This is a genomic window from Actinophytocola sediminis (assembly GCF_054779715.1).
The window spans coordinates 48592-70231 of record NZ_BAAGXS010000005.1 but is presented as its reverse complement, the minus strand read 5'-3'; the positions used below and the strand labels follow the sequence as shown (position 1 = coordinate 70231).

Sequence of the window (21640 nt, the reverse complement as noted above, 5' to 3'; positions counted from 1 at the left end):
GGTCACCCCTTCACGGCGCCTTGCATGATCCCGGCCACGATCTGGCGGCCGAGTACGACGAAAACGATCAGGATCGGAATGGTCGCGAGCGTGGTTCCCGCCAACACCAGCGAGTAGTCGACGTAGAACCCACTCTGCAGCCGCTCCAACGCCAGCTGAACGGTCGGGTTCTCCGCGTTCAGCACGACCAGCGGCCACAGGAAGTCGTTCCACGAGGTCATGAACGTGAACATGCCGAGGAACGCGGCGGCCGGGCGCACCGCCGGCAGGCAGACGTGCCAGTACACCCGGATCATCGAGCAGCCGTCCACCCTGGCAGCCTCGATGAGCTCGTAGGGAACCACCTGCATCGTGTACTGCCGCATCCAGAACACGCCGATCGCGGTCACCAGGTTCGGCACGATCACCGCCTGCAGCTCGCCCGCCCAACCGAACTCGGCCATCGCCATGTACAGCGGGATGATGCCGAGCTGGGTGGGCACCGCGAGCGTCGCGACCACGACCACGAACAGCGCGTTGCGGCCGCGGAAGCGCAGCTTGGCGAAGGCGAACCCGGCCAGGGTGGAGAACAGGACCGTGGTCAGGGTCACCGTGCCGGACACGATCACGCTGTTGCCCAACGACTTCCAGAACGGCACGGAGTCGAAGACCCTGGCCGCGTTGGACAGGAAGTTCCCGCCGGGCAGCAGCGGCGGCAGTTGCTCGGTGAGCATCGAGCTGTCCCGGCTCGCGACCAGGAACGACCAGTAGAACGGGAAGATCGAACCGATCAGGAACGCGATCAGCAGTCCGTACACCCAGAACCGGGCGCGGCGCGCGCCCGTCGCGTCGACCGTGTGCCGGCGGACCCGCACCGGTAGCGCGATCATCGGGCACCGTCCTCGGCCGAACCGGTCGACGCCAGCCTACGGGTGAGCAGGAAGTTGATCAGCGCGATCACGATGATCAGCACGAACAGCACCCACGCGACCGCGGACGCGTAGCCGAGATCCTGGGTCTCGAACGCGGTTTGGTACATGTACAGCGTGATCGTCTGGAACTGGTTGGACGATCCGCCGTTGTTCGACCCTGGCATCGCGTCGAACAGTTTGGGCTCGGTGAAGATCTGCAGCCCACCGATGGTCGAGGTGACCACCACGAAGATCAGCGTCGGCCGCAACAACGGCATGGTCACGCTGAAGAACCGCCGCATCGCGCCCGCGCCGTCGATCATGGCGGCCTCGTGGACATCCCTCGGGATCGCCTTCATCGCGGCCAGCACGATCAGCGCGTTGTACCCGGTCCAGCGCCAGTTCACCATGACCGCGATCGCCACGTGGGAGGCGAACCGGTTGGCCTGCCAGTCGATCCGGTCGAACCCGAGCAGCTCGAGCATCCCGTTGACCAGGCCGTAGTTCGGCCCGAACAGGTTGGCGAAGATGATGCCGAGCGCCACCAGGCTCGCCACATAGGGCAGCAGGACGCCCACCCGCCAGCCGGTTGGCGCGCGCAGGCGGGTGTTGAGCAGCGCGGCCAGCGCGACCGCGACGATGATCTGCGGGATGGTCGAGAGCAGGAAGATGCTGACCGTGTTGCCCAGCGCGGTCCAGAACTGGGCGTCGCCGAGCAGGGTCGCGTAGTTGGCGAACCCGACCCAGGTGCCCTCGATGTCGAGCAGCTCACGATCGAACAGCGACAGGTACGCCGTGTACAGCACCGGGAAGAGCCCGACCACCCCGAACACCACGAAGAACGGCGCGATGTACAGGTAGGGCGACCACGTCACGTCGAGCACGCTCAGCCGCTGGCGCCAGGTCAGCCGCGGTTTGGGTGACCGAGGCGGGGCGGGCGCCGCTCTGCTCGGCACCCGCTCCGCGTTCGTGTCGACCGAACTCGTCATCAGCCGGTGATCCTCTTGGCGGCGTCCACCGCCTGCTGCCAACCGTCCTCAGGGGACTTGTTGCCCTGCTCGACCGCCTGCAGTGCCGGGCTGGTGGCGTTCTCCTGGATCTTGCCGTCGCCGGGGCCCTTGTACTGGGCCTTCTCGACCTTGTTCGCCTGCGTGGCGAACAGCTCGCCGGCCTTCACGCCACCGAAGTACTCGTTGGTGAAGTTCAGCAGCTCCGGCGAGGACAGCGCGTCGACCTGGCTGGGGAAGTTGCCGGTCTTCTGGAAGGCCTTGACCTGCTGCTCCGGCGCGGTCAGCCAGGCGGCGAGCTTCGCCGCCTCCTCGGGGTGCTGGCTCTGCTTCGGCACGGCGAGGAAGGAACCGCCCCAGTTGCCGCCGCCGCCGGGGAAGGCGTCGGTGACCGCCCACTTGCCCGCGTTCTCCGGCCCCGCCTGCTCCTCGACCACGCCGAGCATCCAGGACGGGCAGGTCTTGGTGGCGAAGGCGCCCTGCTTGAAGCCGTTGTTCCACTCCGGACTGAACGCGACCAGCTTCGCGGTCTGACCCCGGCTGCCCGCCGCGGTCACCTGGTCCCAGTTGGCCCTGATGTCCTTGTTGGACTCGATCGACAGCTTGTTGTCCTCGTTCAGGTAACCGGTCTCGAGCTGGTTCTGCATCGCGTTGAAGATCTGGGAGTTCGAGTCGTACCAGGCCTTGCCGGTCTCCTCGACGTAGGTGTCGCCCGCCTCGAAGTAGGACTCCCAGGACTCGAACAGGGGCTTGACGGCCTCCGGGTCGGATGGCAGGCCCGCCGCGTCGAACAGGTCCTTGCGGTAGCACATCGCCAGCGGTCCGATGTCGGTGCCGTAGCCGATCCAGGTGCCGTCCTTGGCGGTGGCCGCCTCGACCTTCCAGTCCAGCCAGCGGTCCGGCTTCACGTCGGCGGGGCCGATGTCGCCGAGGTTGTTGAACAGGTGTGGCTTGTCGAGGACGTCGGGGATGTGCCCCTCCTCGATCGCCACGACGTCCTCCAGGCCGGAGTTCGCCGCGAGCTTGGTGAACAGCTGCTGGTGGTAGGGCCCACCCTGGCCGGTCTTGTGGTGGGTGATCCGGACCCCCGGGTTCAGGCGCTCGTACTCCTTGAGCAGGTCCTCATAGCCGAACTCGGTGAACGTGCCGATGGTGAGTTCAATCTGGCCGCCGTCGTCGCCGCTGCCCTCCGACGGGGAGCCGTCTTCGCCACAGGCAGTCAGACCGACCATCGCGGTGAGCGAGATCGCGCCGGCTAACACCCTTGTTTGCATACGTCGCACGTCTGTCGTCCCTTTTGTCTGACTGAATTCTGGGAGCGCTCCCAGAACGAGATACCGAGTGTGGTCCGGAGCACTCCAGGCTGTCAAGGAAAACACCGCGCCCTTTATCCAGATCGTTAGGGAGCGCTCCCAGAATCTGCCGATAGACTCCCTGCGTGCCACCCCGCTCCCAGGACGAACGCCCGACGTTGGAGGACGTAGCCGCCTACGCAGGCGTGTCTCGTTCCACCGCGTCCCGCGCGCTCAACGACGATGCCTATGTCAGCACCCGGTCACGGGAGAAGGTCCTTGGCGCGGCAAGAGAGCTCGGCTACTCCCCCAACCAGGCGGCCCGCTCGCTGGTGACCCGCCGGACCGGGGCCGTGGCCGTGATCCTGTCCGAGCCGGAGTCGAAGGTGCTGGACGATCCGTACTTCGCCACGGTCATGCACGGCGCGTACCGGGAGCTGTCCGCGACCGGGGTGCAGATGCTGTTGATGTTCGTCGACAGCCGCGAGGACGTGCCGAGGACCATCCGGTTCCTCGAGGGCGGCCACGTGGACGGGGCGATGGTCTTCGCCCCGCACCAGGGGGACCCGCTGCCTACCGCGCTGCGGTTGCTGCGCCTGCCGGTGGTCTACGGCGGCCGGCCAGGCTCGGTACGCCGCGGGGTACACGCGGTCGACTTCGACAACCGTGCGGGTGCCCGGCTGGCCGTGCGCCACCTGCTGTCGACGGGCCGGCGCCGGATCGCGACCGTGACCGGCATGCTCGACCATCCCGCGGCGTCCGACCGGCTCGCCGGCTGGCAGGACGCCCTGGTGGAGTTCGGCCTCGACCCGACGGGGCTGTCGGAGGCCGGGGACTTCACCATGCCGAGCGGGGAGCGCGCGATGACCGCGTTACTCGAACGGGCGCCTGACCTGGACGGGGTGTTCGCGGCCAGTGACCCGATGGCCGCGGGGGCGATGCGGGCCATCCGCGCCGCCGGGCGCAGCATCCCCGACGACATCGGCATCATCGGCTTCGACGACCAGCCGACCCTGGCCCCCGCGATGAACCCGCCGCTGACCTCGGTGCACCAGGACCCGCGCGAGCAGATCCGCCACATGGTCCGCACGCTGATGGCGCTGCTGGCCGGCGACCAGGTGCGGCCGGACACGATCGTCCTGCCGGTGACCCTGGCGGTGCGGGACTCGGCCTGACGGCGAGGCGCCTAGTGCTCGTACGGGTCCGCCGGCTCGGCGACCGGGCGGACGGCGTGCACGGTGGCCGTGGGGATGTAGCCGTTGGCCTTGGTGGCCGAGTCGGGGACCAGTTCGACGGTGGCCTCGACCCAGCTGTCGTTGGGGTAGCCGGCCAGGTCGGTGCCGGTGAGCTTGACCTTGACCGGGTAGGCGTCGGCGGCGCAGCAGCCGATGGCGATGCGGGCGAGGTAGCTGGTGGCGCCCTCGTGCACCACGAAGCCGGTCAGCCGGATCTGGCGGCTGTCCAGGGAGTCGCCGGAGTCCCAGGCAGCGCGTTCGATGAAGTCGGTCAGCGGGAGCACGGGCGGCGCGCCCGCCGGCAGCGGCGGGTAGTCGATCATGCCGTCGTCGGTGTTGGCGACGACGCGTGGGGCGGAGTCGGCGGCGCGTTGGACCGAGTCGGCTCCCAGCGCGGGCGGCGCCACCAGGAACACGGCCAGGACCGGGAGGGCCAGCAGCCACGCGCTGCGGGTCGAGTGGGAATGGCCGGCTTCGGCATGGCTGTCCGCATGGCTGTCCGCATGGCTGTCAACGTGGTCATCGGCGTGGCTGTCGGTGACGGTGCCGTCGTCCGCGTGCTCATCGGGTCGGTGCTCGGCGGGCTCGCCATGGTGGTCATCGGTGTGAACGGCCGGGGCGCGGCCGGTCAGGTCGCGGACGATCGAGACCACGGCCAGCACGAGCATCACGACCCCGGCCAGGACCAGCAGCCACTGGTGGGCCGGCTTGACGTAGCGCAGGTAGGTGCCGGTGAACGAGATCTTCAGCAGGGCGCCGCCGAGGAGCACCAGCAGGATGTTCTGCGTCTCGCGCCTCACAGGAACACCACCCCGGCCAGCACCGCGCACGCCACGGCGACCACGAAGGTCAACGGGGCGAACCGGAGCGCGAAGCGGCGGCCGAGCGTGCCCGCCTGCAGGGCGAACAGCTTGATGTCGATGGCCGGCCCGACCACCAGGAACACCAGCCTCGGCAGCAGCGGGAGCGCCGACAGCGACGCCGCGACGAACGCGTCCGCCTCGCTGCACAGCGCGAGCAGCACGGCGAGCACGGCCATCACGATGATGCCGAGCACGACCTGGTCGCCCAGCGTGTCGATCCACGAGCGGGGCACGGCGACGTTGAGCACCGCCGAGGTCAGGCCGCCGATCACCAGAAACCCACCGGCCTCGACGAGATCCTGGCGGGCGGTCTCGGCGAACATCGCCCAGCGGGAGCGGCCGCCCCTGGGCGGCGGCACCCGGCGGGTGGCCCACGAGGAGAACCACTCCCCCCGGCCGAACCGGGCCCAGAGCCAGCCGACGACCAGGGCGGTGGCCATCGAGCCGGCGAACCGGGCGAGCACCATCATCGGTTCGCCGGGGAAGGCGACCGCGGTGGCGACCAGCACGATGGGGTTCACCGCCGGCGCGGCGAGCAGGAAGGTCAGCGCGACCGACGCGGGCACGTCCTGCTGGATGAGCCGCCGGGCCACCGGCACCGCGGCGCACTCACAGTTGGGCAGCGCGACCCCGGCCACGCCGGCGACCGGCACGGCCAGCGCGGCCCGTCGCGGCAGTACCCGGCGCAACATGTCGGCGGACACGAACGCCGCGATCGCGCCGCTCACCAGGACGCCAAGCACCAGGAACGGCAGCGCCTGCACGCACACCGCGACGAACACGGTCGCCCCGGTCCGCAGCGCCGGGGCGTCGAGCGCCGAGGCGATCCAGGTCTGGCCGACCAACGCGACCACGAACAGCACGCAGAGGACTTCGAGTGAGGTGAACCGCCGCCTCGACCGAGCGGCGGCAGGTGCCTCGGCGGTCACCGCTTCGGTGCCTCGTCCAGCAGCTCGGCACGCAGCTGGGACGCCGTGGAGACGACCAGCATCAGCAGCGTGCCGAGGGCGGTCTCGGCGATCCCGTCGGCCGGGAAGGCATAGCGCAGCGTGACGTCCATGCCTTTGTCGGTGTGTACGACGCCGAGCGTGCCGAACAGGCCCTCACCCGCGCGCTCGGCCGCGGAGGAGGCGAGCTTCGGGTCGTCCGGCAGATCCCACGCGACCACGCAGGTCAGGCTGAGCACCGTCAGCCCCTCGGACAGCTGCATGGCCTGCACCGCGCACGGCACGTCGACGTGCCGGAAGCTCAGCGCGCCGTCGTCGTCCACGTGCACGTCGTGGAAGGTCTCCAACGCCTTGCGGGCCTTGGTGAGCAGGTCGGCGGTGGTGAGCGCCTCCTGTTCGGTCATGCTTCCCCCTCGCTGTCCGTGGCCGTCGCGGCGTCGATGGCGCCGCCGAACCGGCGGTCGCGGCGCGCGTACTGCTCGCACGCGCGCCACAGGTCGCGCCGGTCGAAATCCGGCCACAGGATGTCCTGGAACACCAACTCAGCGTAGGCGGACTGCCACAGCATGAAGTTGGAGGTCCGCTGTTCACCCGATGGCCGGATGAACAGGTCCACGTCCGGCATGTCTGGTTGGTACAGGTACTTGGCGATCGTCCGCTGGTCCACCTTCTCCGGGTTGAGCTTGCCGGCGGCGGCGAGCCGGGCGATCTCCCTGGCCGCGTCGCCAACTTCGGCGCGACCGCCGTAGTTGACGCACATGGCCAGGTTGAGTATGTCGTTGTCGGCGGTGCGGCGCTCGGCGGACTCGAGTTCGGTGATCACACTGCGCCACAGCCGGGGGCGCCTGCCCGCCCAGCGGACCCGCACGCCCATCGCGCCGAGTTCATCGGTGCGGCGGCGGATGACGTCACGGGAGAAGCCCATGAGGAAGCGGACCTCCTCCGGGCTGCGACGCCAGTTCTCGGTGGAGAACGCGTACAGCGACAGCCACTTCACGCCCAGCTCGATGCAGCCACGGGCGGCTTCGACGACCACCGCCTCGCCGCGTTTGTGTCCTTCGACCCGGGTGAGCCCGCGTTGGTTGGCCCACCGGCCGTTGCCGTCCATCACGATCGCCACGTGTTGGGGCACGAACTGCGCGGGGATGGCGGGGGGCCGCGCGCCGGACGGGTGCGGAGCCGGCGGTTCGAATCTCTCCGCCTGTCGGGTGGGTGTGCTGGTTCGTCGCCGAAGCAACTTGTCCTCCATGGGTCGCTCGGGTCCCGACCCTACTGACCGCTCGGCACGCCCCTGCGCTCCACCAGTGGCAGCGAGCGGAGTTGCCGCTCGAGGTGCCATTGGAGCAGCGCGGCGATCAGCCCGCTGCCCTCCCGTCGCGCGGTGAGCGTGGCCGCCTCGGCGACGTCCCACGTGCCGTGCGCCAGCGCGTCCATCAGGGCGATGGTGTCCTGGGCGGGGACGGCGGACCCGGCGGGGCGGCAGCGCGGGCAGACCGAGCCGCCGGCCTGGATGGAGAACGACTTGTGCGGACCGGGCTCGTTGCAGCGGGCGCACTCGCGCACGGCCGGTGCCCAGCCGGCGAAGGCCATCGCGCGCAGCAGGAACGCGTCGAGGACCAGGGAGGCGTCGCGCTGCCCGTCGGCCAGGGCGCGCAGGGCGCCGGTGAGCAGCAGGTACAGCCGCAGGACGGGCTCGCCTTCCTCGGCGGAGAGGCGGTCGGTGGTCTCCAGGATCGCGCAGCCCGCGGTGTAGCGCTGGTAGTCGGAGATGATGCCGGCGCCGAACGCGTCGAGCGTCTGCACCTGGGTGATGATGTCGAGCGTGCGGCCGGTGTAGAACTGCACGTCGACGTGCGCGAACGGCTCTACCCGCGCACCGAAGCGGGAGGTGGTGCGGCGCACGCCCTTGGCGACCGCGCGCACCTTGCCGTGCTTGCGGGTGACGAGCGTGATGATCCGGTCGGCCTCGCCGAGCTTCTGTACGCGCAGCACCACACCGGTGTCGCGGTAGAGGCTCACCGGTCCATCGTCTCATTCCCGGCCGACGGTTTCGTGGCCGACACGATGCTGCTGCTCCGTGGGCCCGCGAGCTGCCGGACGCCCAGTTCCTGCCGGACGACCTGCCGCCGCCGGCGGCGAACGTCAGAAACCCAGGCGGCGCAGCTGCTTCGGGTCGCGCTGCCAGTCCTTGGCGACCTTGACATGCAGGTGCAGGTAGATCTTGCTGCCGAGCAGTGCGGCGATCTGGCGGCGGGCGGTCGAGCCGACCATGCGCAGCCGCTCCCCCTTGTGTCCGAGCACGATGCCCTTCTGGCTGTCGCGTTCGACATAAAGGTTGGCGTAGACGTCCAGCAGGTCGTCGCGGTCCGCCCTGGGCACGATCTCCTCGATGGTCACCGCGATCGAGTGCGGCAGTTCGTCTCGCACGCCTTCGAGCGCGGCCTCGCGGATCAGCTCGGCGATGAGGATGGCCTCCGGCTCGTCGGTCAGCTCGCCGTCCGGATAGAGCTGCGGTCCCTCCGGCAGCCGGGCGACCAGCACGTCGGCGAGCGAGTCGACCTGGAAGTCGTCCACTGCGGACACCGGGATGAGGTCGGCGAACGTCATCACGTCCTGCAGAGCCATCAGCTGGTCGGCGATCTGCTGCCGGGAGGCCAGGTCGGTCTTGGTGACCACCCCGACGACGGGCGTGTGCCGGGACAGCTTGACCAGTTCGGTCGCGATGAACCGGTCCCCCGGACCGATCTTCTCGTTGGCGGGCACACAGAGACCGACAACGTCCACTTCGGACCAGGTCGCCCGCACGACGTCGTTCAGCCGCTGCCCGAGCAAGGTCCGCGGGCGGTGCAGGCCGGGAGTGTCGACGATGATCAGCTGCGCGTCCGACCGCTGGACGATGCCGCGAATGGCGTGCCGGGTGGTCTGCGGCTTACTGGAGGTGATCGCGACCCTGGCACCGACGAGCGCGTTCGTGAGCGTGGACTTCCCGGTGTTGGGACGTCCGACGAAGCAGGCGAAGCCAGAGCGGTGCTGAACGTCCGGTGTGGTCACCTGTCCATTGTCGCCCGCGTTCAGCGAACGGTGCCCGACGGGTCCGCGTGCAGCACCGGGGCATCGGGGCTGAGGTCGGCCACCGCGGCCAGGGAAGCCGGGTCGAGTTGTCGCTGTGCGGTGACCACGACCGCCGCCTCGAGTCCCTCGACCCCGGACGAGACCGCTGCCGCGACGGCCGCCTGGAGTGCGGTCAGCGACAGTGACGGCAGCGAAACCGTTGCGGCCACGTAGGTGCGGCCGTCGAGGTCGCGCACGGCGGCCCCCTCCTCGGCACCGGTCCGCGCGCGGGCCGACCTGGCCAGCGTGATCAGCTTCGCGTCCTCGGGGTCAAGGTCAGGCACGCTCCGCGCTCCTCTCGTCCTCGGTGCGTTCCAGGTCGCCGGTTGGCAGGCACCGCACCACGACCGAGGTGATCCGCATGCGGCCTCGGCTGTCCTTGCCACCCTCGGCCAGCATGCGTAAGCCCGAGATCTCGGCCTCGGTGCCGGGCAACGGGACCCGGCCAAGGCGTTGGGCCAGCAGACCGCCGACGGTCTCCACATCGTGGTCGCCGAGCTCGATGCCGAACAGTTCGCCAAGGTCCTCGACCGGCAGCCGGGAGCTGACCCGGATCGAGCCGTCCGTGAGGTGGTCGATCGGCGGGCGGTCGGCGGTGTCGGACTCGTCGGTGATCTCGCCGACGATCTCCTCCAGGATGTCCTCGATCGTCAGCAGCCCAGCCGTGCCGCCGTACTCGTCGACCGCGATCGCCAGATGGTTGCGGGACAGTTGCATCTCGCGCAGCAGGTCGTCGAGGCGTTTGGTGTCCGGCACGAAGGTGGCCTCGCCCATCAGGTCGCCGACGGTGGCGCGCGGCTCCCCCTGGTCCAGCGCCTCCATGGTGACTTTGACCAGGTCCTTCAGATTGACCACGCCGACGATCTCGTCGACCGACTCGCCGATCACCGGCAGCCGGGTGTACCCGGTGCGCAACGAGAGCGCGAGTGCCTGGCGAACCGACTTCGCCTGCTCGATCCACACCATCTCGGTGCGGGGCACCATGACCTCACGGGCGATCGTGCCACGCAGTTCGAACACCGAGTGGATCATCTCCCGCTCGCCCTCGTCGACGACGCCGCTCTCCTGCGCCATGTCGACGAGTTCCCGCAGCTCCACCTCGGAGGAGAACGGTCCCTCCCGAAACCCCCGGCCGGGGGTGATCGCGTTACCGACGACGATCAGCAGCCGCGACAGCGGACCGAGTACCGAGCCGAGCGCACGCACCGGCCCGGCGGCGATCAGTCCGACCGCGTACGGATGCTGTCGCCCGAGCGTCCTCGGCCCGACACCGACCAGCACATAGGACACGACCAGCATGCCGACCGCCGCGACCAGGCCGGCCAGCCAGCCGCGTTCGATCAGCTGCATGCAGGCCACGGTGACCAGAACCGTCGCGGCCAGCTCGCAGCTGAGCCGCAGCAGCAGGAGGAGGTTGATGTGCCGCGGCCGATCGGACACCACCGCGATCAGCTGGCGTGCCCCGGCGCGCCCACTGCGCACCAGCCCTTCGACCCGGGCTCTCGAGACCGCCGACAGGGCCGCGTCCGCGCAGGCGAACATGCCAGCGGCCACCACGAGCAATACTGCGATCACCAGTAGACCGGCCGTGTCTGACACCGCTTCTCCCGTGCAGCTACTCGGCCGGCTCGTCCGGCGGTTTGGGCGGTTGCGGTGCTGTCAGGCCGACGGCGCCGAGCAGCTTGTCGTCCTCGCGCCGCTGCGCCGCGCGCCGCTGGGCGGCCGCCCGTTCGGTCTTGAAGTCGGCCAGGATCCGCTTCTGCAGGGTGAACATCTCGCGTTCCTCGGCCGGCTCGGCGTGGTCGTAGCCGAGCAGGTGCAGCACGCCGTGGATGGTGAGCAGGTGCAGCTCGTCCATCAGGCTGTGACCAGCCTTGTGCGCCTGGTCACGGGCGAACGTCGGGCAGAGCACGAGGTCGCCGAGCAACGTCGGTCCCGGGTCGGGTGCGTCCGGCCGGCGGGCCGAGTCCAGTTCGTCCATGGGGAAGGCCATGACGTCGGTCGGCCCAGGCAGGTCGAGGTAGCGCTCGTGCAGGTCGGCCATCACGTCCAGGCTGACGAGCATCACCGACAGCTCGGCGAGGCGGCTGACCTGCATGCGGTCGAGCCCGAACCGAGCGGCGGCGACGATGGATGGTTCGTCAACCGCCACCCCCGACTCGTTGGCGATCTCGATACTCACGGTCTCAGCGCCCCCGTCGGGCCTGCCCGCGCGGCCCCTGGTGGCGCACGTTCTCCTGGGCGTCCTGTGTGGCCTGCCACCTGTCGTAGGCGTCCACGATGTCGCCGACCAGCCGGTGTCGTACCACGTCATGGCTGTTCAGCACCGAGAAGTGCACGTCGTCGACCCCGCCGAGGATGCCCTGCACGACCCGCAGGCCGCTCTGCTGCCCGCCGGGCAGGTCGACCTGCGTGATGTCACCCGTGACGACGATCTTGGAACCGAACCCGAGACGGGTCAGGAACATCTTCATCTGTTCCGGCGAGGTGTTCTGCGCCTCGTCGAGGATGATGAACGCGTCGTTGAGCGTGCGGCCGCGCATGTAGGCGAGCGGCGCCACCTCGATCGTGCCGGCCTGCATCAGCCGAGGTATCGACTCGGGATCGACCATGTCGTGCAGCGCGTCGTACAGCGGGCGCAGGTACGGGTCGATCTTCTCGTAGAGCGTGCCCGGCAGGAAGCCCAACCGCTCACCGGCCTCGACGGCCGGCCGGGTGAGGATGATCCGGTTGACCTGTTTGGCCTGCAGTGCCTGCACGGCCTTCGCCATGGCCAGGTAGGTCTTGCCGGTGCCGGCCGGGCCGATGCAGAACACGACGGTGTGGTGGTCGATCGCGTCGACGTACTTTTTCTGGTTCAGCGTCTTGGGGCGGATCGTGCGCCCGCGCCGGGAGACGATGTCCAGGCTGAGCACCTCGGCCGGGGACTCGGAGGCGCCGGCCGAGAGCATGGCGACCGTGCGGCGCACGGCGTCCGGGCCGAGCTGCTGGCCCTTGCCGGCGAGCGTGACCAGCTCGGCGAACACGCGTTCGGCGAACGCGACGTCGCTTGGCTCGCCGGACAGGGTCACCTCGTTGCCGCGAACGTGGACGTCGGCGTCGAGCAGCTCCTCGGCGACCCGGAGGTTCTCGTCGCGTGAGCCGAGCAGCGCCAGCACCGCCTGATCGGGGACGACGAACCTGGACTGGCCCGGCGAGTCGAGGGCGCCTGACTTGTTGGGGCTGGTGGTGGACTGCGCAGAAGTCTGAGGCTCGTTGCCCCGTGCGGTACCGGTCACGTGCTCTCGGTCCTGCCTTCTGCGCGCACTGCGCCAACTCGTCGGTGTGTGTCTCCAGCAATGCTAGTCGCAGGCACCGGCATCCCGCATCGACGTTGCGCCACGTCAGCCCGTCGGCCGACCGAACAAGCCGAGTTGCTCGCCGCCGAGCACGTGCAGATGGGCGTGGAACACGGTGCGCCCGGCGTGCTCACCGGTGTTGAAGACCAAGCGGTACCCGGGCTCGGTCATGCCCTCCAGCCTGGCCACCTCGGCGGCGGTGGCGATGACGTCGGCCAACAGCCGCTGGTCGGCGGCGGCCAGCGCGGCGGCGTCCTCGTGGTGCACCTTGGGTACGACCAGGACATGCACGTCGGCCTGCGGGTTGATGTCCCGGAAGGCCAGGGTCGTATCGGTCTCGTGCACCGTGGTGGCCGGGATGTCCCCAGCGACGATCTTGCAGAACAGGCAGTCCGACATGCGCTGCAGGCTAATCGGTCCCGTCCGGCTCCTCGGTCACCGGGAGATCGTCCCGATCGGCCCAGTCCAGGAGCCGCTCGAGCGAGTAGACGGCCTGGTCGATGCCTTCGTGCAGGTCACCCAGCTTGGCGTAGCGACCGGGCACGGTGGCGATGGTGAACTCTCGCGGGTCGACGTCGGCCAGCTCATCCCAGGCGATCGGCGTGGACACCCGCGCCTCCGGCACACCGATCACCGAGTACGCGCTGCGGATCGTGTGATCGCGGGTGTTCTGGTTGTAGTCGACGAACACCGTGCTGGGGTCCCGATCCTTGCGCCACCAGGTCAGATCCACCAGGTCATCGGCTCGCCGCTCGACTTCCCTGGCGAACGCGTGTGCCGCTCGGCGGACGTCCGCGAACCCCCATCTCGGCTCGATCCGGACGTAGATGTGCAGCCCTTTGCCACCGGAGGTCTTGAGCCAGCCGACCGCGCCGAGCTCGTCGAGCACCTCCTTGACGACCACGGCCACCTGCCGGACCCGGTCGAAGGAGCAGTCGGGCATCGGATCGAGGTCGATCCGCCACTCGTCCGGCTTCTCGGTGTCCGCGCGACGTGAATTCCACGGATGAAACTCCACACAGGACATTTGGGTGGCCCAGACAACGCTCGCCAGCTCGGTGACACACAACTCGTAGGCGTGCCGCCCGTAGCGGGGAAAGTCGACCCGCACCGTCTCGACCCATGGCGGCGCCCCGCGCGGCAACCGCTTCTGGTGGACCTTCTCCCCGTCCACGCCATCGGGAAACCGATGCATCATGCAGGGTCGTTCCCGCAGCGCACGCACGATGCCATCGCCGACAGACAGGTAATAGCGCGCGAGATCGAGCTTTGTCTCGCCCCGCGCGGAGAAATACACCCTGTCGGGATTGCTGATCCGCACGACATGGTCACCGACCTCAAGCTCCGCAAAGGGAGTCGACTTAGCCGCCACAGAGGCAAAGGTAGTGGCCATGACGGTCGGTTGTGCAATGAAACCGAGTGACACATGGTGTTTCGGTGTCAGAGGAAGGATGCCGCGTTGCGGTGAAGCCTGGGGGTCGCTCCACCGCAACGCGGCGCCGCCGGACCGAGGGGGGAGGTGTCCGGCGGTAGCCTCACGCTCAGCTGGAGGAAACCAAACCCCCCATGCCTTGCACTGCAAAGCGTAGACCGTCGCGCACGCTCAGCGCCAGCGTCGAGTGAGTACTCCTAGCGCAGCTATAGCAGCCGTTCCAGCGGTCGACGCGCGCAGGACCGTCGGTCCCAGCCTCGCTACCTGCGCTCCTGCCGCGACCAGGGTCGCCAACTCATCATCGGAAATACCTCCCTCCGGTCCGACGATGATGATCAAATCGCCATCGGCGGGTAACGGAAGGGTCGCGAGACCGTCGGTGGCGCGGGAGTCGAGCACTATGGCGGATGCGGCTTCCGAGACCAGGGAAGCCAGTGCCGACGTGCTCCTCGGCGTGACCACGTCCGGAACCCAGGTGCGCCGGGATTGCTTGGCCGCGGCGCGTGCCGTGCTTCGCCACCGCGCCAACGCCTTCTCCCCGCGCTGGCCGTCGTCCCACTTCGCCACGCTGCGGGACGCCCGCCAGGGCACGACCGCGTCGACCCCGCATTCGGTGGCGAGTTCGACGGCCAGCTCACCACGATCGCCTTTCACCAACGCCTGGGCCAGCACCAGCCGAGGAGCGGGCGCCGGGTCCTGCCAGCGACGGGCCACCGTCAGTGACAGGGCGGTCTTCCCGTCCACCGACTCGACCACGCAGGCAGCGGCACCGCCCTTGCCGTCCGCGATGACCAGCGGCTCCCCCGGTTCGAGCCGGCGCACCGCGGCCGCGTGCCGGCCCTCCGGCCCGTCGAGCACGAACGACGAACCGGCGGGCAACGCCGGCACGAGGAAAACCGGAGCGGTCAACGGTGCCGCGCGCGCAGCCGCGAGAAGATCCCGCCGGCCCGTCCGTTGGTGGACGCGACCACGTGTTCCTCCTCGCCCCGCAGGTTCGCGAGCTCGCGCAGCAGCTCGGTCTGCTTGGCGTCGAGCTTCGCCGGGATGTCGACCTCGACGTGCACGTGCAGGTCGCCGCGACCGTCGACCCGCCCGGAGGAGCGCAGCCGAGGCAACCCCTGCCCGGCCAACACCAGCTCGGTGTTCGGCTGGGTGCCCGGCTCCAGCTCCAGGTCGACCGTGCCGTCGAGGGTGTCCATCGGCAGCACCGAGCCGAGTGCCGCGGTGGTCATCGGGATCCGGATCGTGCAGTGCAGGTCGGCGCCGTTGCGTTCGAACGTGGGGTGCGGTCGCTCGACGACCTCGACGTACAGGTCGCCCGCCGGGCCACCGCCAGGACCGACCTCGCCCTGGCCCGACAGCCGTACCCGCATGCCGTCGGCCACGCCCGGCGGGACCTTCGCGGTGATCGTGCGCCGGGCCCTGACCCGACCGTCGCCGCCACACTGCCGGCACGGGTCGGGGATGACCTCGCCGATCCCCCGACACACCGGGCAGGCACGCGCCGTGACGACCTGGCCGAGGAAGGACCGCTGCACCGACTGGATCTCGCCACGACCCGCGCAGGTGTCGCAGACCTGTGGCGAGGTGCCCTCGGCACAGCCGGAGCCACGACACACGTCGCACAGCACGGCGGTGTCGACCGTCAGCTCCCGGCTGACTCCCGTGTTGCACTCCTCCAGCGTCAGCTCGATACGAATGAGCGCGTCCGAGCCAGGCTGTACCCGGCTGCGCGGGCCACGACCGCCACCAGCGCCCCCGCCACCGAAGAAGGCGTCCATGATGTCGCCGAGCCCGAAGCCGGCGAACGGGTCGCGACCGCCGCCACCACCGTTGCCGAGTGGATCGCCGCCCATGTCGACGATCTTGCGCTTCTGCGGATCGGACAGGACCTCATAGGCCGCGGTCACCTCGCGGAACTTCTCCTGCGCCGCCTCGTCCGGGTTGACGTCCGGATGCAGCTCGCGCGCGAGCTTGCGGTAGGCACGCTTGATCTCCTCGGATGTCGCGTCCTGCCGCACCCCGAGAGTGCCGTAGTAATCCCTCGCCACCGTTGTCCCGTCCTCCTGCCCGGGTGCACCTTGCACCTGGGTTCGCATGAATCCCTACGTTCGTTTCCGGTCGGGCGTCAGCGCCCGGCCAGAATGTCTCCCACATAGTTGGCAACGGCCCGAACGGCCGCGATAGTGCCGGGGTAGTCCATCCGTGTGGGGCCGACCACACCCATACCGCCGAGCAGCGTCTCGTGTGCCCCGTAGCCGATGGAGACGACCGAGGTGCTGCGCATCTCCATGGCCTCGTTCTCCTCCCCGATACGCACCATGACCGTGCCCGGCGAGCCGGCCGCCGCGAACAGCTTGAGCACGACCACCTGCTCCTCGAGTGCCTCGAGGACCTGACGCAGGGAACCGGGGAAGTCGGCGGCGTTGCGGGTCAGGTTGGCGGTGCCGCCGAGCACGAGCCGCTCCTCCGGATGTTCCACCAGCGACTCCACCAGCACGGTCGCGACGCGGGTCATCGCGTCGCGCAGTTCTGATGGCGCCTCCTCGATCAGGTCGGCGACCTTGGCCGCCGCGTCGGTGACCCGGTGATCGACCAGGGTCGAGTTCAGCATGGTGCGCAGCCGGGCGACGCTGTCATCGGTGACGACATCGCCGAGATCGATCATCCGCTGGTCGACCCGACCGTTGTCCGTGATGAGCACGAGCATCACGCGGGCCGGGGTGAGCTGGACCAGCTCGATGTGGCGGACCAGCGAGTGGGTCAGCGTCGGGTACTGGATGATCGCCACCTGCCGCGTGAGCTGCGCCAGCATGCGGACACTACGGCGCAGGACGTCGTCGAGGTCGATCGCGCCGTCGAGGAACGAGCTGATCGCCCGTCGTTCCGCGCCGGACAGCGGCTTGACCTCGGACAACCGGTCGACGAACAGCCGGTAGCCCTTGTCGGTGGGGATCCGGCCCGCGCTGGTGTGCGGCTGCGCGATGTAGCCGTCCTCCTCGAGGGAGGCCATGTCGTTGCGCACGGTGGCGCTGGAGACTCCGAGGTTGTGCCGTTCGACGATCGCCTTCGACGCCACTGGTTCCTGGTTGGAGACGTAGTCCGCGACTATGGCGCGCAGCACCGCGAAGCGCCGCTCATCCGTGCTCACCAAGCTGTCACCTCCGTCCTCACCGCAAGTTTACGGAGTTGGGGACGGCGATCGGTCGAACTGGTGCCGAACAGATGTACACCGGGCCTGGACCTCACTATTGAGTTGTCAAACAGCAGGTCGGCGGACGGGGCGCTGGACCCGACCCACCTCGCTTCGAACGATGTTCGCTCGACGAATTCTGTTCTACTTGCGAACGTCGTTCGTGTCAAGTACAGTGTTCGTTGTCAGGAGAAGGAGGTGGTGTCGATGACCTGGCCCCGAGCGGAGGAGCGGCCCGTGCGCCGCGCGTTGAGTCAGGACCTGATCGTGGACACGGCGTTGTCGATGCTTGGTCAGGAGAGTCTCGACACGGTCAGCATGCGGCGGGTGGCCCAGGAACTCGACACTGGCGCGGCCTCCCTGTACGCCCACGTGAGCAACAAGGACGAACTGCACGAGTTGATGCTCGACCGATTACTCGGCCGGGTCCCGCTGCCAGAGCCCGACCCGCAGCGCTGGCAGGAACAGATACGGGAGATCGCCCGGACACAGTACGAGGTGCTGACGGCCCACCCGGGCATCGCCAGAGTGGCGATGGAGACCACCGGACCGACCGGACCGAACTCACTACTCCTCACGGAGGGCGTGATCGCCGTCTTCCGCAAGGGCGGACTGTCGCAGATCGAGGGTGCGCTGGCCTTCGGACTGCTGTCCCAGTGGGTGGCGGCGTTCGCCATGGAGGCCGGTGCCGTGCACACGAACGAGATCAGTGACGAGATCGAGAAGAGAGGAGCCCAGATTCGCAACTACATGAGGTCCAGGTCGGCGACGTTCCCCAACCTGCTCGGCCTCGACTCGATACCCGGGTCGACCTCGGTCGCCGAACGGTACGAGTTCGGGCTGAACGTGTTTCTGGCGGGACTGCCGGGCAATCGGTGAGGTTCCTGGATCGCGGTCGAGTCGGCCGATGATCGGTCCGGGGGTGGTGGAGCAAGGGAGTGCGTTATTCGATCGGCGGTGCGTGCGAGAATCGGGACTGTCCATGACAGTTCCGTGCGGAGGTTCTCGTGTTCAGCCATCGGCCCTGCTGATCGTCCCGAGCTGACCACCGGCCAACCGAAACTAGGACCTTCTCGTGAAGATGGACAACAGCCCCGCGAGGGGTACCCGTGACCTGCTGCCCTCGGCCGTCGCCACCCGTGACCGGGTGCTCGGCGTCATCCAGGACATCTACCGGCGGTATGGCTACCAGCGCATCGAGACCCCGGCGTTGGAGCGGATCGAGCGGCTGACTGGCGGGCAGGGGGGTGACAACGAGAAGCTCCTGTTTCGCATCCTGCGTCGCGGACTCGACGAGCAGGTGTCCTCCGGTGCGCTCGCCGACCTGGTGGACCTGGGGCTGCGGTACGACCTGACCGTGCCGCTGACCCGGTTCTACAGCCAGTACCGGGCCGAGTTGCCGCAGCCGTTCCGTTCGTTCCAGTTCGGTCCGGTGTGGCGGGCGGAGCGTCCGCAGCGGGGCCGATACCGCCAGTTCTACCAGTGCGACATCGACCTGCTCGGTGAGCAGAGCGTGCTCGCGGAGGCCGAACTGATCGAGGCGACCACCGCGGCGCTCGCCGCGGTGGGGCTCACCGGCACGACTGTGCGGCTGTCCGACCGGCGGTTCCTCGCCGCCCTGGCGAGTGCGGCCGGCGTCCCGTCTGCGGCCAAGGCCGGGTTCTTCGTCTCGGTCGACAAGCTGGACAAGATCGGCTGGTCGGGGGTCGAGGCGGAACTGACCGGGGAACGCGGTCTGTCCGGGGAGGTCGTGCGCGCGGCCAGGGACAAGCTCGACGCCCTGGGCGACCTGTCCACCGACAAGGTCGTCGACGTGCTCGCCGACGCGGTGCCGAACCTGCCGGCGGCCGTCGCGGAGGATCTGGCCACCACGATTGCCTGTCTGGCCGAGCTGCCGGACGCCACGCGGTGGTCGTTCGACCCGACCCTGGTGCGCGGCATGGGTTACTACACCGGGCAGATCTTCGAGATCTCGCACCCGGACGCGGCGGGTTCGATCGCTGGTGGCGGGCGCTACGACGAGTTGGTCGGTCGCTCTCTCGGCACCGAGGTGCCGGCGTGCGGGTTCTCGATCGGCTTCGAACGGATCGTCGACCTGGTGTCCGCCGCTCCCCCAGCTGAGCGCCTCGCGGTGCTCTTCGAGGCGGACGTTCCGGTGGCCACTGCGCTTGCGGTGGCCCGCAGGCTGCGGACCGAGCGGGACGCGGTGGTGTCGCCGGTTCGGCGCAGCGGTAAGTTCCCGGCCCAGCTCACTCGGCTGGAAGGCTGGGGATTCACCGGATTCCTGTCGGTGAAGGCCGATCAGGACCTCACCGAACTGCCGGACGTGCGTCCCCTTCGCGGCAACTAGGAGGCTTGCCAGTGCACGAGGAACTCGCCAGGACGTTCGCCGAACTCGACCTGAACGAGGACGGTCAGATCACCGAACAGGAATTCCTAACCGCCATGTCCGCTCGCGGCGAGGAGATCACCGAGCCCGAGCTCAAGTCGATCTTCGCCGACGCGGACGCCGATCGGGACGGCAGGATCTCCCTGCCGGAGTTCACGGTGGCGTGGAACCGGGCTGGTTAGCGCGCCGCGCCTGGACTTTCCGGTAGCTCCAGGCCAGCAACGCGAACAGCACGAGTCCGGAGACGATCAGGCTCGACCCGGTGCTCCAGCCGGGGAAGGGCAGCCACGGGAACACTCGCGACCCCCACACCACGCCCGCGGCGATGAGCCCGACGCCGGCAAGCACTGAGCCGGCGATGCGCAGCGGCGAGGACACATTGTCCTCGGCGGCCTTCATCGCCCGGTCACGCACCGGGTCGACGTACTGTTCCAGCTTCGGGAACTCGCCGGCGAGGATGATCAGCCCGGCGAGGACGAGCAGCAGGCCCGGCCCGGGGAGCACCAGCAACGCGACGCCGATCAGCAGCACCAGACAGCCAACGATCGACATCGTCACGCGCTTCATGTGGTCCTTGGCGGGCATAGTGCCATCAATCCTCACCCGTTCGCGGAGATTTCGCTGCGCGTCCGCCTGGACCGGCACTGACCACGGCGGCCGGCTGCCCGGAATTCAGCGGGCTGGGGGCCTTGGCCGCGACCGGACAAGCTCAGGTCAGGCGGCGGACCACGGCATCAGCGAGGAGGCGGCCGCGTGGAGTGAGCACGCACCGACCGAACCGGCCGTTGACCCCGGCCAGGGCCGCCGGGTCGAGCAGGCCTTCCGCCGCCGCTCGTCTGGCCTCCTGTTGGCCGTCCGGGTCCAGCGCGTCGATCACCAGGCCGTCGACCAGGCGCAGTTCCAGCATCACCCGCTCCAGCTGGCGGTCCGCCACCGTCAGCGTCTCCCGCGCGGCCGCGGGCGACCGGCCGCTCGCCAACAGCTCGGCGTACTTCGCCGGGTGCTTGACGTTCCACCAACGCACCCCGCCGACATGGCTGTGCGCCCCCGGCCCGGCACCCCACCAGTCCGCCCCGCGCCAGTACCCCATGTTGTGCCGGCACCAGGCCGCCGGGCCCGCCGCCCAGTTCGACACCTCGTACCAGTGCAGCCCCACCGCCGACAACGCCGCGTCCACCTGCTCGTACCTCGCCGCCAGCACGTCGTCATCCGGTGGAGGTAGGTCGCCTCGCCGGATGCGGCGGGCCAGGGCCGTGCCCTCCTCAACGATCAGCGCGTAGGCCGACACGTGATCAACACCTGCGGCAAGGACCGCGTCCAACGAGGCCGCCAGGTCCATCGGGCGCTCGCCCGGCGCGCCGTAGATCAGGTCCAGGTTGACGTGCTCGAAACCGGCCTCGCGGGCCTCTTTCGCGGCGGCGACGGCCCTGCCCGGCGTATGAGTCCTGTCGAGGACCGCCAGCACACCGGGCGCCGCCGACTGCATCCCCAGCGACACTCTCGTGTACCCGGCCGCCCGGATGCCGTCGAAGAACTCCGGTGAGGTCGACTCGGGGTTGGACTCCGTGGTCACCTCGGCATCGGGGGCCAGGCCGAACGTGGTCCGGACAGCGGCCAGCACCTCGGCCAGGACCTCCGCACCGAGCAGGGACGGGGTGCCACCGCCGACGAACACCGTGGCTACCGGCGGCGGCTCGACCAGCACGCCGGCCGCCAGGTCCAGTTCGCGGCGCAGACCGTCCAACCACGACTTCGGCGACGCCGGTGACTCCGCCAGCTCGGCCGCGGTGTAGGTGTTGAAGTCGCAGTAACCGCACCTGGTCGCGCAGAACGGCACGTGCACATAGACCCCGAACGGCCGGCGCCCGAGCCCGCGCAGGGCGGACTCGGGCAGCGACCCGTCCAGGGGCGCGGCGTCGCCGTCAGGTAGCGCGGATGGCACT

24 protein-coding genes are annotated in these 21640 nt (G+C 69.3%); 4 read left to right on the top strand and 20 right to left on the bottom strand.

Features of this window, described 5'->3' with window-relative positions:
- Nucleotides 1-2: 2 nt before the first annotated feature.
- Genes ACYVIP_RS03265 through ACYVIP_RS03255 form a run of 3 tightly spaced genes read right to left on the bottom strand, consistent with a single transcriptional unit; the run spans nucleotide 3 to nucleotide 3171 of the window.
- Nucleotides 3-869 (bottom strand): carbohydrate ABC transporter permease, encoded by an 867-nt coding sequence (locus ACYVIP_RS03265; protein ID WP_460391787.1) that lies wholly within the window; start codon nucleotides 867-869, stop codon nucleotides 3-5.
- Nucleotides 866-1879 carry a carbohydrate ABC transporter permease gene (locus ACYVIP_RS03260; RefSeq protein WP_460391785.1) on the bottom strand — a complete coding sequence of 338 codons (1014 nt, stop codon included), beginning with the start codon at nucleotides 1877-1879 and terminating at the stop codon, nucleotides 866-868. The genes ACYVIP_RS03265 and ACYVIP_RS03260 overlap by 4 nt, the downstream gene beginning before the upstream one ends.
- Complete coding sequence (locus ACYVIP_RS03255) at nucleotides 1879-3171, bottom strand: ABC transporter substrate-binding protein (RefSeq protein WP_460391947.1); 1293 nt, start codon at nucleotides 3169-3171, stop codon at nucleotides 1879-1881. Before ACYVIP_RS03255 ends, ACYVIP_RS03260 begins: the two co-directional genes overlap by 1 nt.
- 164 nt (nucleotides 3172-3335) lie before the next feature.
- On the opposite strand from ACYVIP_RS03255, the gene ACYVIP_RS03250 reads away from it, so the two are divergent.
- Nucleotides 3336-4364 carry a LacI family DNA-binding transcriptional regulator gene (locus ACYVIP_RS03250; RefSeq protein WP_460391783.1) on the top strand — a complete coding sequence of 343 codons (1029 nt, stop codon included), beginning with the start codon at nucleotides 3336-3338 and terminating at the stop codon, nucleotides 4362-4364.
- A gap of 11 nt (nucleotides 4365-4375) precedes the next feature.
- Here ACYVIP_RS03250 and ACYVIP_RS03245 read toward each other — a convergent pair whose 3' ends face one another.
- The 15 genes from ACYVIP_RS03245 to hrcA form a co-directional block, all read right to left on the bottom strand.
- Nucleotides 4376-5224, bottom strand: a complete 849-nt coding sequence (locus ACYVIP_RS03245; protein ID WP_460391781.1) for a TIGR03943 family putative permease subunit — start codon at nucleotides 5222-5224, stop codon at nucleotides 4376-4378.
- Complete coding sequence (locus tag ACYVIP_RS03240) at nucleotides 5221-6216, bottom strand: permease (RefSeq protein ID WP_460391779.1); 996 nt, start codon at nucleotides 6214-6216, stop codon at nucleotides 5221-5223. The genes ACYVIP_RS03245 and ACYVIP_RS03240 overlap by 4 nt, the downstream gene beginning before the upstream one ends.
- Nucleotides 6213-6638, bottom strand: coding sequence for a hypothetical protein (locus tag ACYVIP_RS03235; RefSeq protein ID WP_460391777.1), 426 nt, complete (start codon nucleotides 6636-6638; stop codon nucleotides 6213-6215). The genes ACYVIP_RS03240 and ACYVIP_RS03235 overlap by 4 nt, the downstream gene beginning before the upstream one ends.
- Complete coding sequence (locus tag ACYVIP_RS03230; RefSeq protein ID WP_460391775.1) at nucleotides 6635-7471, bottom strand: isoprenyl transferase; 837 nt, start codon at nucleotides 7469-7471, stop codon at nucleotides 6635-6637. Before ACYVIP_RS03230 ends, ACYVIP_RS03235 begins: the two co-directional genes overlap by 4 nt.
- 32 nt (nucleotides 7472-7503) lie before the next feature.
- Nucleotides 7504-8253, bottom strand: coding sequence for a DNA repair protein RecO (gene recO, locus ACYVIP_RS03225; protein ID WP_460391773.1), 750 nt, complete (start codon nucleotides 8251-8253; stop codon nucleotides 7504-7506).
- A gap of 123 nt (nucleotides 8254-8376) precedes the next feature.
- Nucleotides 8377-9285: a GTPase Era gene (gene era / locus ACYVIP_RS03220; protein WP_460391771.1), complete on the bottom strand. Its 909-nt coding sequence runs from the start codon at nucleotides 9283-9285 to the stop codon at nucleotides 8377-8379.
- Nucleotides 9286-9305: 20 nt separating this feature from the next.
- On the bottom strand, nucleotides 9306-9629 hold the full coding sequence (locus tag ACYVIP_RS03215; RefSeq protein WP_460391769.1) for a cytidine deaminase: 324 nt from the start codon (nucleotides 9627-9629) through the stop codon (nucleotides 9306-9308).
- Nucleotides 9622-10944 (bottom strand): hemolysin family protein, encoded by a 1323-nt coding sequence (locus ACYVIP_RS03210; RefSeq protein WP_460391767.1) that lies wholly within the window; start codon nucleotides 10942-10944, stop codon nucleotides 9622-9624. Before ACYVIP_RS03210 ends, ACYVIP_RS03215 begins: the two co-directional genes overlap by 8 nt.
- 16 nt (nucleotides 10945-10960) lie before the next feature.
- A complete protein-coding gene (ybeY, locus tag ACYVIP_RS03205; RefSeq protein ID WP_460391765.1) occupies nucleotides 10961-11527 on the bottom strand; it encodes an rRNA maturation RNase YbeY in 567 nt (188 codons plus the stop codon).
- Nucleotides 11528-11531: 4 nt separating this feature from the next.
- Nucleotides 11532-12623, bottom strand: a complete 1092-nt coding sequence (locus ACYVIP_RS03200; RefSeq protein WP_460391763.1) for a PhoH family protein — start codon at nucleotides 12621-12623, stop codon at nucleotides 11532-11534.
- A 105-nt stretch (nucleotides 12624-12728) separates the two neighbouring features.
- Nucleotides 12729-13082 carry a histidine triad nucleotide-binding protein gene (locus tag ACYVIP_RS03195; RefSeq protein WP_460391761.1) on the bottom strand — a complete coding sequence of 118 codons (354 nt, stop codon included), beginning with the start codon at nucleotides 13080-13082 and terminating at the stop codon, nucleotides 12729-12731.
- Between the two features lie 10 nt (nucleotides 13083-13092).
- Nucleotides 13093-14076, bottom strand: a complete 984-nt coding sequence (gene ligD, locus ACYVIP_RS03190; protein ID WP_460391945.1) for a non-homologous end-joining DNA ligase — start codon at nucleotides 14074-14076, stop codon at nucleotides 13093-13095.
- 210 nt (nucleotides 14077-14286) lie between these two features.
- Nucleotides 14287-15024, bottom strand: coding sequence for a 16S rRNA (uracil(1498)-N(3))-methyltransferase (locus ACYVIP_RS03185; RefSeq protein ID WP_460391759.1), 738 nt, complete (start codon nucleotides 15022-15024; stop codon nucleotides 14287-14289).
- Complete coding sequence (gene dnaJ, locus ACYVIP_RS03180; RefSeq protein ID WP_460391757.1) at nucleotides 15021-16166, bottom strand: molecular chaperone DnaJ; 1146 nt, start codon at nucleotides 16164-16166, stop codon at nucleotides 15021-15023. The genes ACYVIP_RS03185 and dnaJ overlap by 4 nt, the downstream gene beginning before the upstream one ends.
- Before the next feature lie 77 nt (nucleotides 16167-16243).
- Nucleotides 16244-17269, bottom strand: a complete 1026-nt coding sequence (hrcA, locus tag ACYVIP_RS03175) for a heat-inducible transcriptional repressor HrcA (RefSeq protein WP_460391755.1) — start codon at nucleotides 17267-17269, stop codon at nucleotides 16244-16246.
- 246 nt (nucleotides 17270-17515) lie between these two features.
- On the opposite strand from hrcA, the gene ACYVIP_RS03170 reads away from it, so the two are divergent.
- The 3 genes from ACYVIP_RS03170 to ACYVIP_RS03160 all read left to right on the top strand — a co-directional run bounded on the left by ACYVIP_RS03170 (nucleotide 17516) and on the right by ACYVIP_RS03160 (nucleotide 19879).
- A complete protein-coding gene (locus tag ACYVIP_RS03170; RefSeq protein WP_460391753.1) occupies nucleotides 17516-18187 on the top strand; it encodes a TetR/AcrR family transcriptional regulator in 672 nt (223 codons plus the stop codon).
- Nucleotides 18188-18389: 202 nt separating this feature from the next.
- Entirely contained in the window at nucleotides 18390-19658 is a 1269-nt protein-coding gene (locus tag ACYVIP_RS03165) for a histidine--tRNA ligase (protein WP_460391943.1), read from the top strand.
- An 11-nt stretch (nucleotides 19659-19669) separates the two neighbouring features.
- The gene (locus tag ACYVIP_RS03160) at nucleotides 19670-19879 is read left to right on the top strand and encodes an EF-hand domain-containing protein (protein WP_460391751.1); all 210 of its coding nucleotides are present in this window, start codon (nucleotides 19670-19672) and stop codon (nucleotides 19877-19879) included.
- Here the strand turns inward: ACYVIP_RS03160 and ACYVIP_RS03155 are convergent.
- Nucleotides 19851-20264, bottom strand: coding sequence for a PGPGW domain-containing protein (locus ACYVIP_RS03155; RefSeq protein WP_460391749.1), 414 nt, complete (start codon nucleotides 20262-20264; stop codon nucleotides 19851-19853). The two genes, ACYVIP_RS03160 and ACYVIP_RS03155, sit on opposite strands and share 29 nt — an antisense overlap.
- Before the next feature lie 142 nt (nucleotides 20265-20406).
- On the bottom strand, nucleotides 20407-21639 hold the full coding sequence (hemW, locus tag ACYVIP_RS03150) for a radical SAM family heme chaperone HemW (protein WP_460391747.1): 1233 nt from the start codon (nucleotides 21637-21639) through the stop codon (nucleotides 20407-20409).
- Nucleotide 21640 lies beyond the last annotated feature (1 nt).

What these genes read in the sequence shown, in the direction of transcription:
- ACYVIP_RS03170 (WP_460391753.1), top strand. Translation starts at nt 17,516, where the DNA reads ATGACCTGGCCCCGAGCGGAGGAGCGGCCCGTGCGCCGCGCGTTGAGT.
- ACYVIP_RS03265 (WP_460391787.1), bottom strand. Translation starts at nt 869, where the DNA reads ATGATCGCGCTACCGGTGCGGGTCCGCCGGCACACGGTCGACGCGACG.
- ACYVIP_RS03195 (WP_460391761.1), bottom strand. Translation starts at nt 13,082, where the DNA reads ATGTCGGACTGCCTGTTCTGCAAGATCGTCGCTGGGGACATCCCGGCC.
- ACYVIP_RS03155 (WP_460391749.1), bottom strand. Translation starts at nt 20,264, where the DNA reads ATGAAGCGCGTGACGATGTCGATCGTTGGCTGTCTGGTGCTGCTGATC.
- ligD (WP_460391945.1), bottom strand. Translation starts at nt 14,076, where the DNA reads ATGGCCACTACCTTTGCCTCTGTGGCGGCTAAGTCGACTCCCTTTGCG.
- ACYVIP_RS03235 (WP_460391777.1), bottom strand. Translation starts at nt 6,638, where the DNA reads ATGACCGAACAGGAGGCGCTCACCACCGCCGACCTGCTCACCAAGGCC.
- ACYVIP_RS03255 (WP_460391947.1), bottom strand. Translation starts at nt 3,171, where the DNA reads ATGCAAACAAGGGTGTTAGCCGGCGCGATCTCGCTCACCGCGATGGTC.
- ACYVIP_RS03165 (WP_460391943.1), top strand. Translation starts at nt 18,390, where the DNA reads ATGGACAACAGCCCCGCGAGGGGTACCCGTGACCTGCTGCCCTCGGCC.
- ACYVIP_RS03260 (WP_460391785.1), bottom strand. Translation starts at nt 1,879, where the DNA reads ATGACGAGTTCGGTCGACACGAACGCGGAGCGGGTGCCGAGCAGAGCG.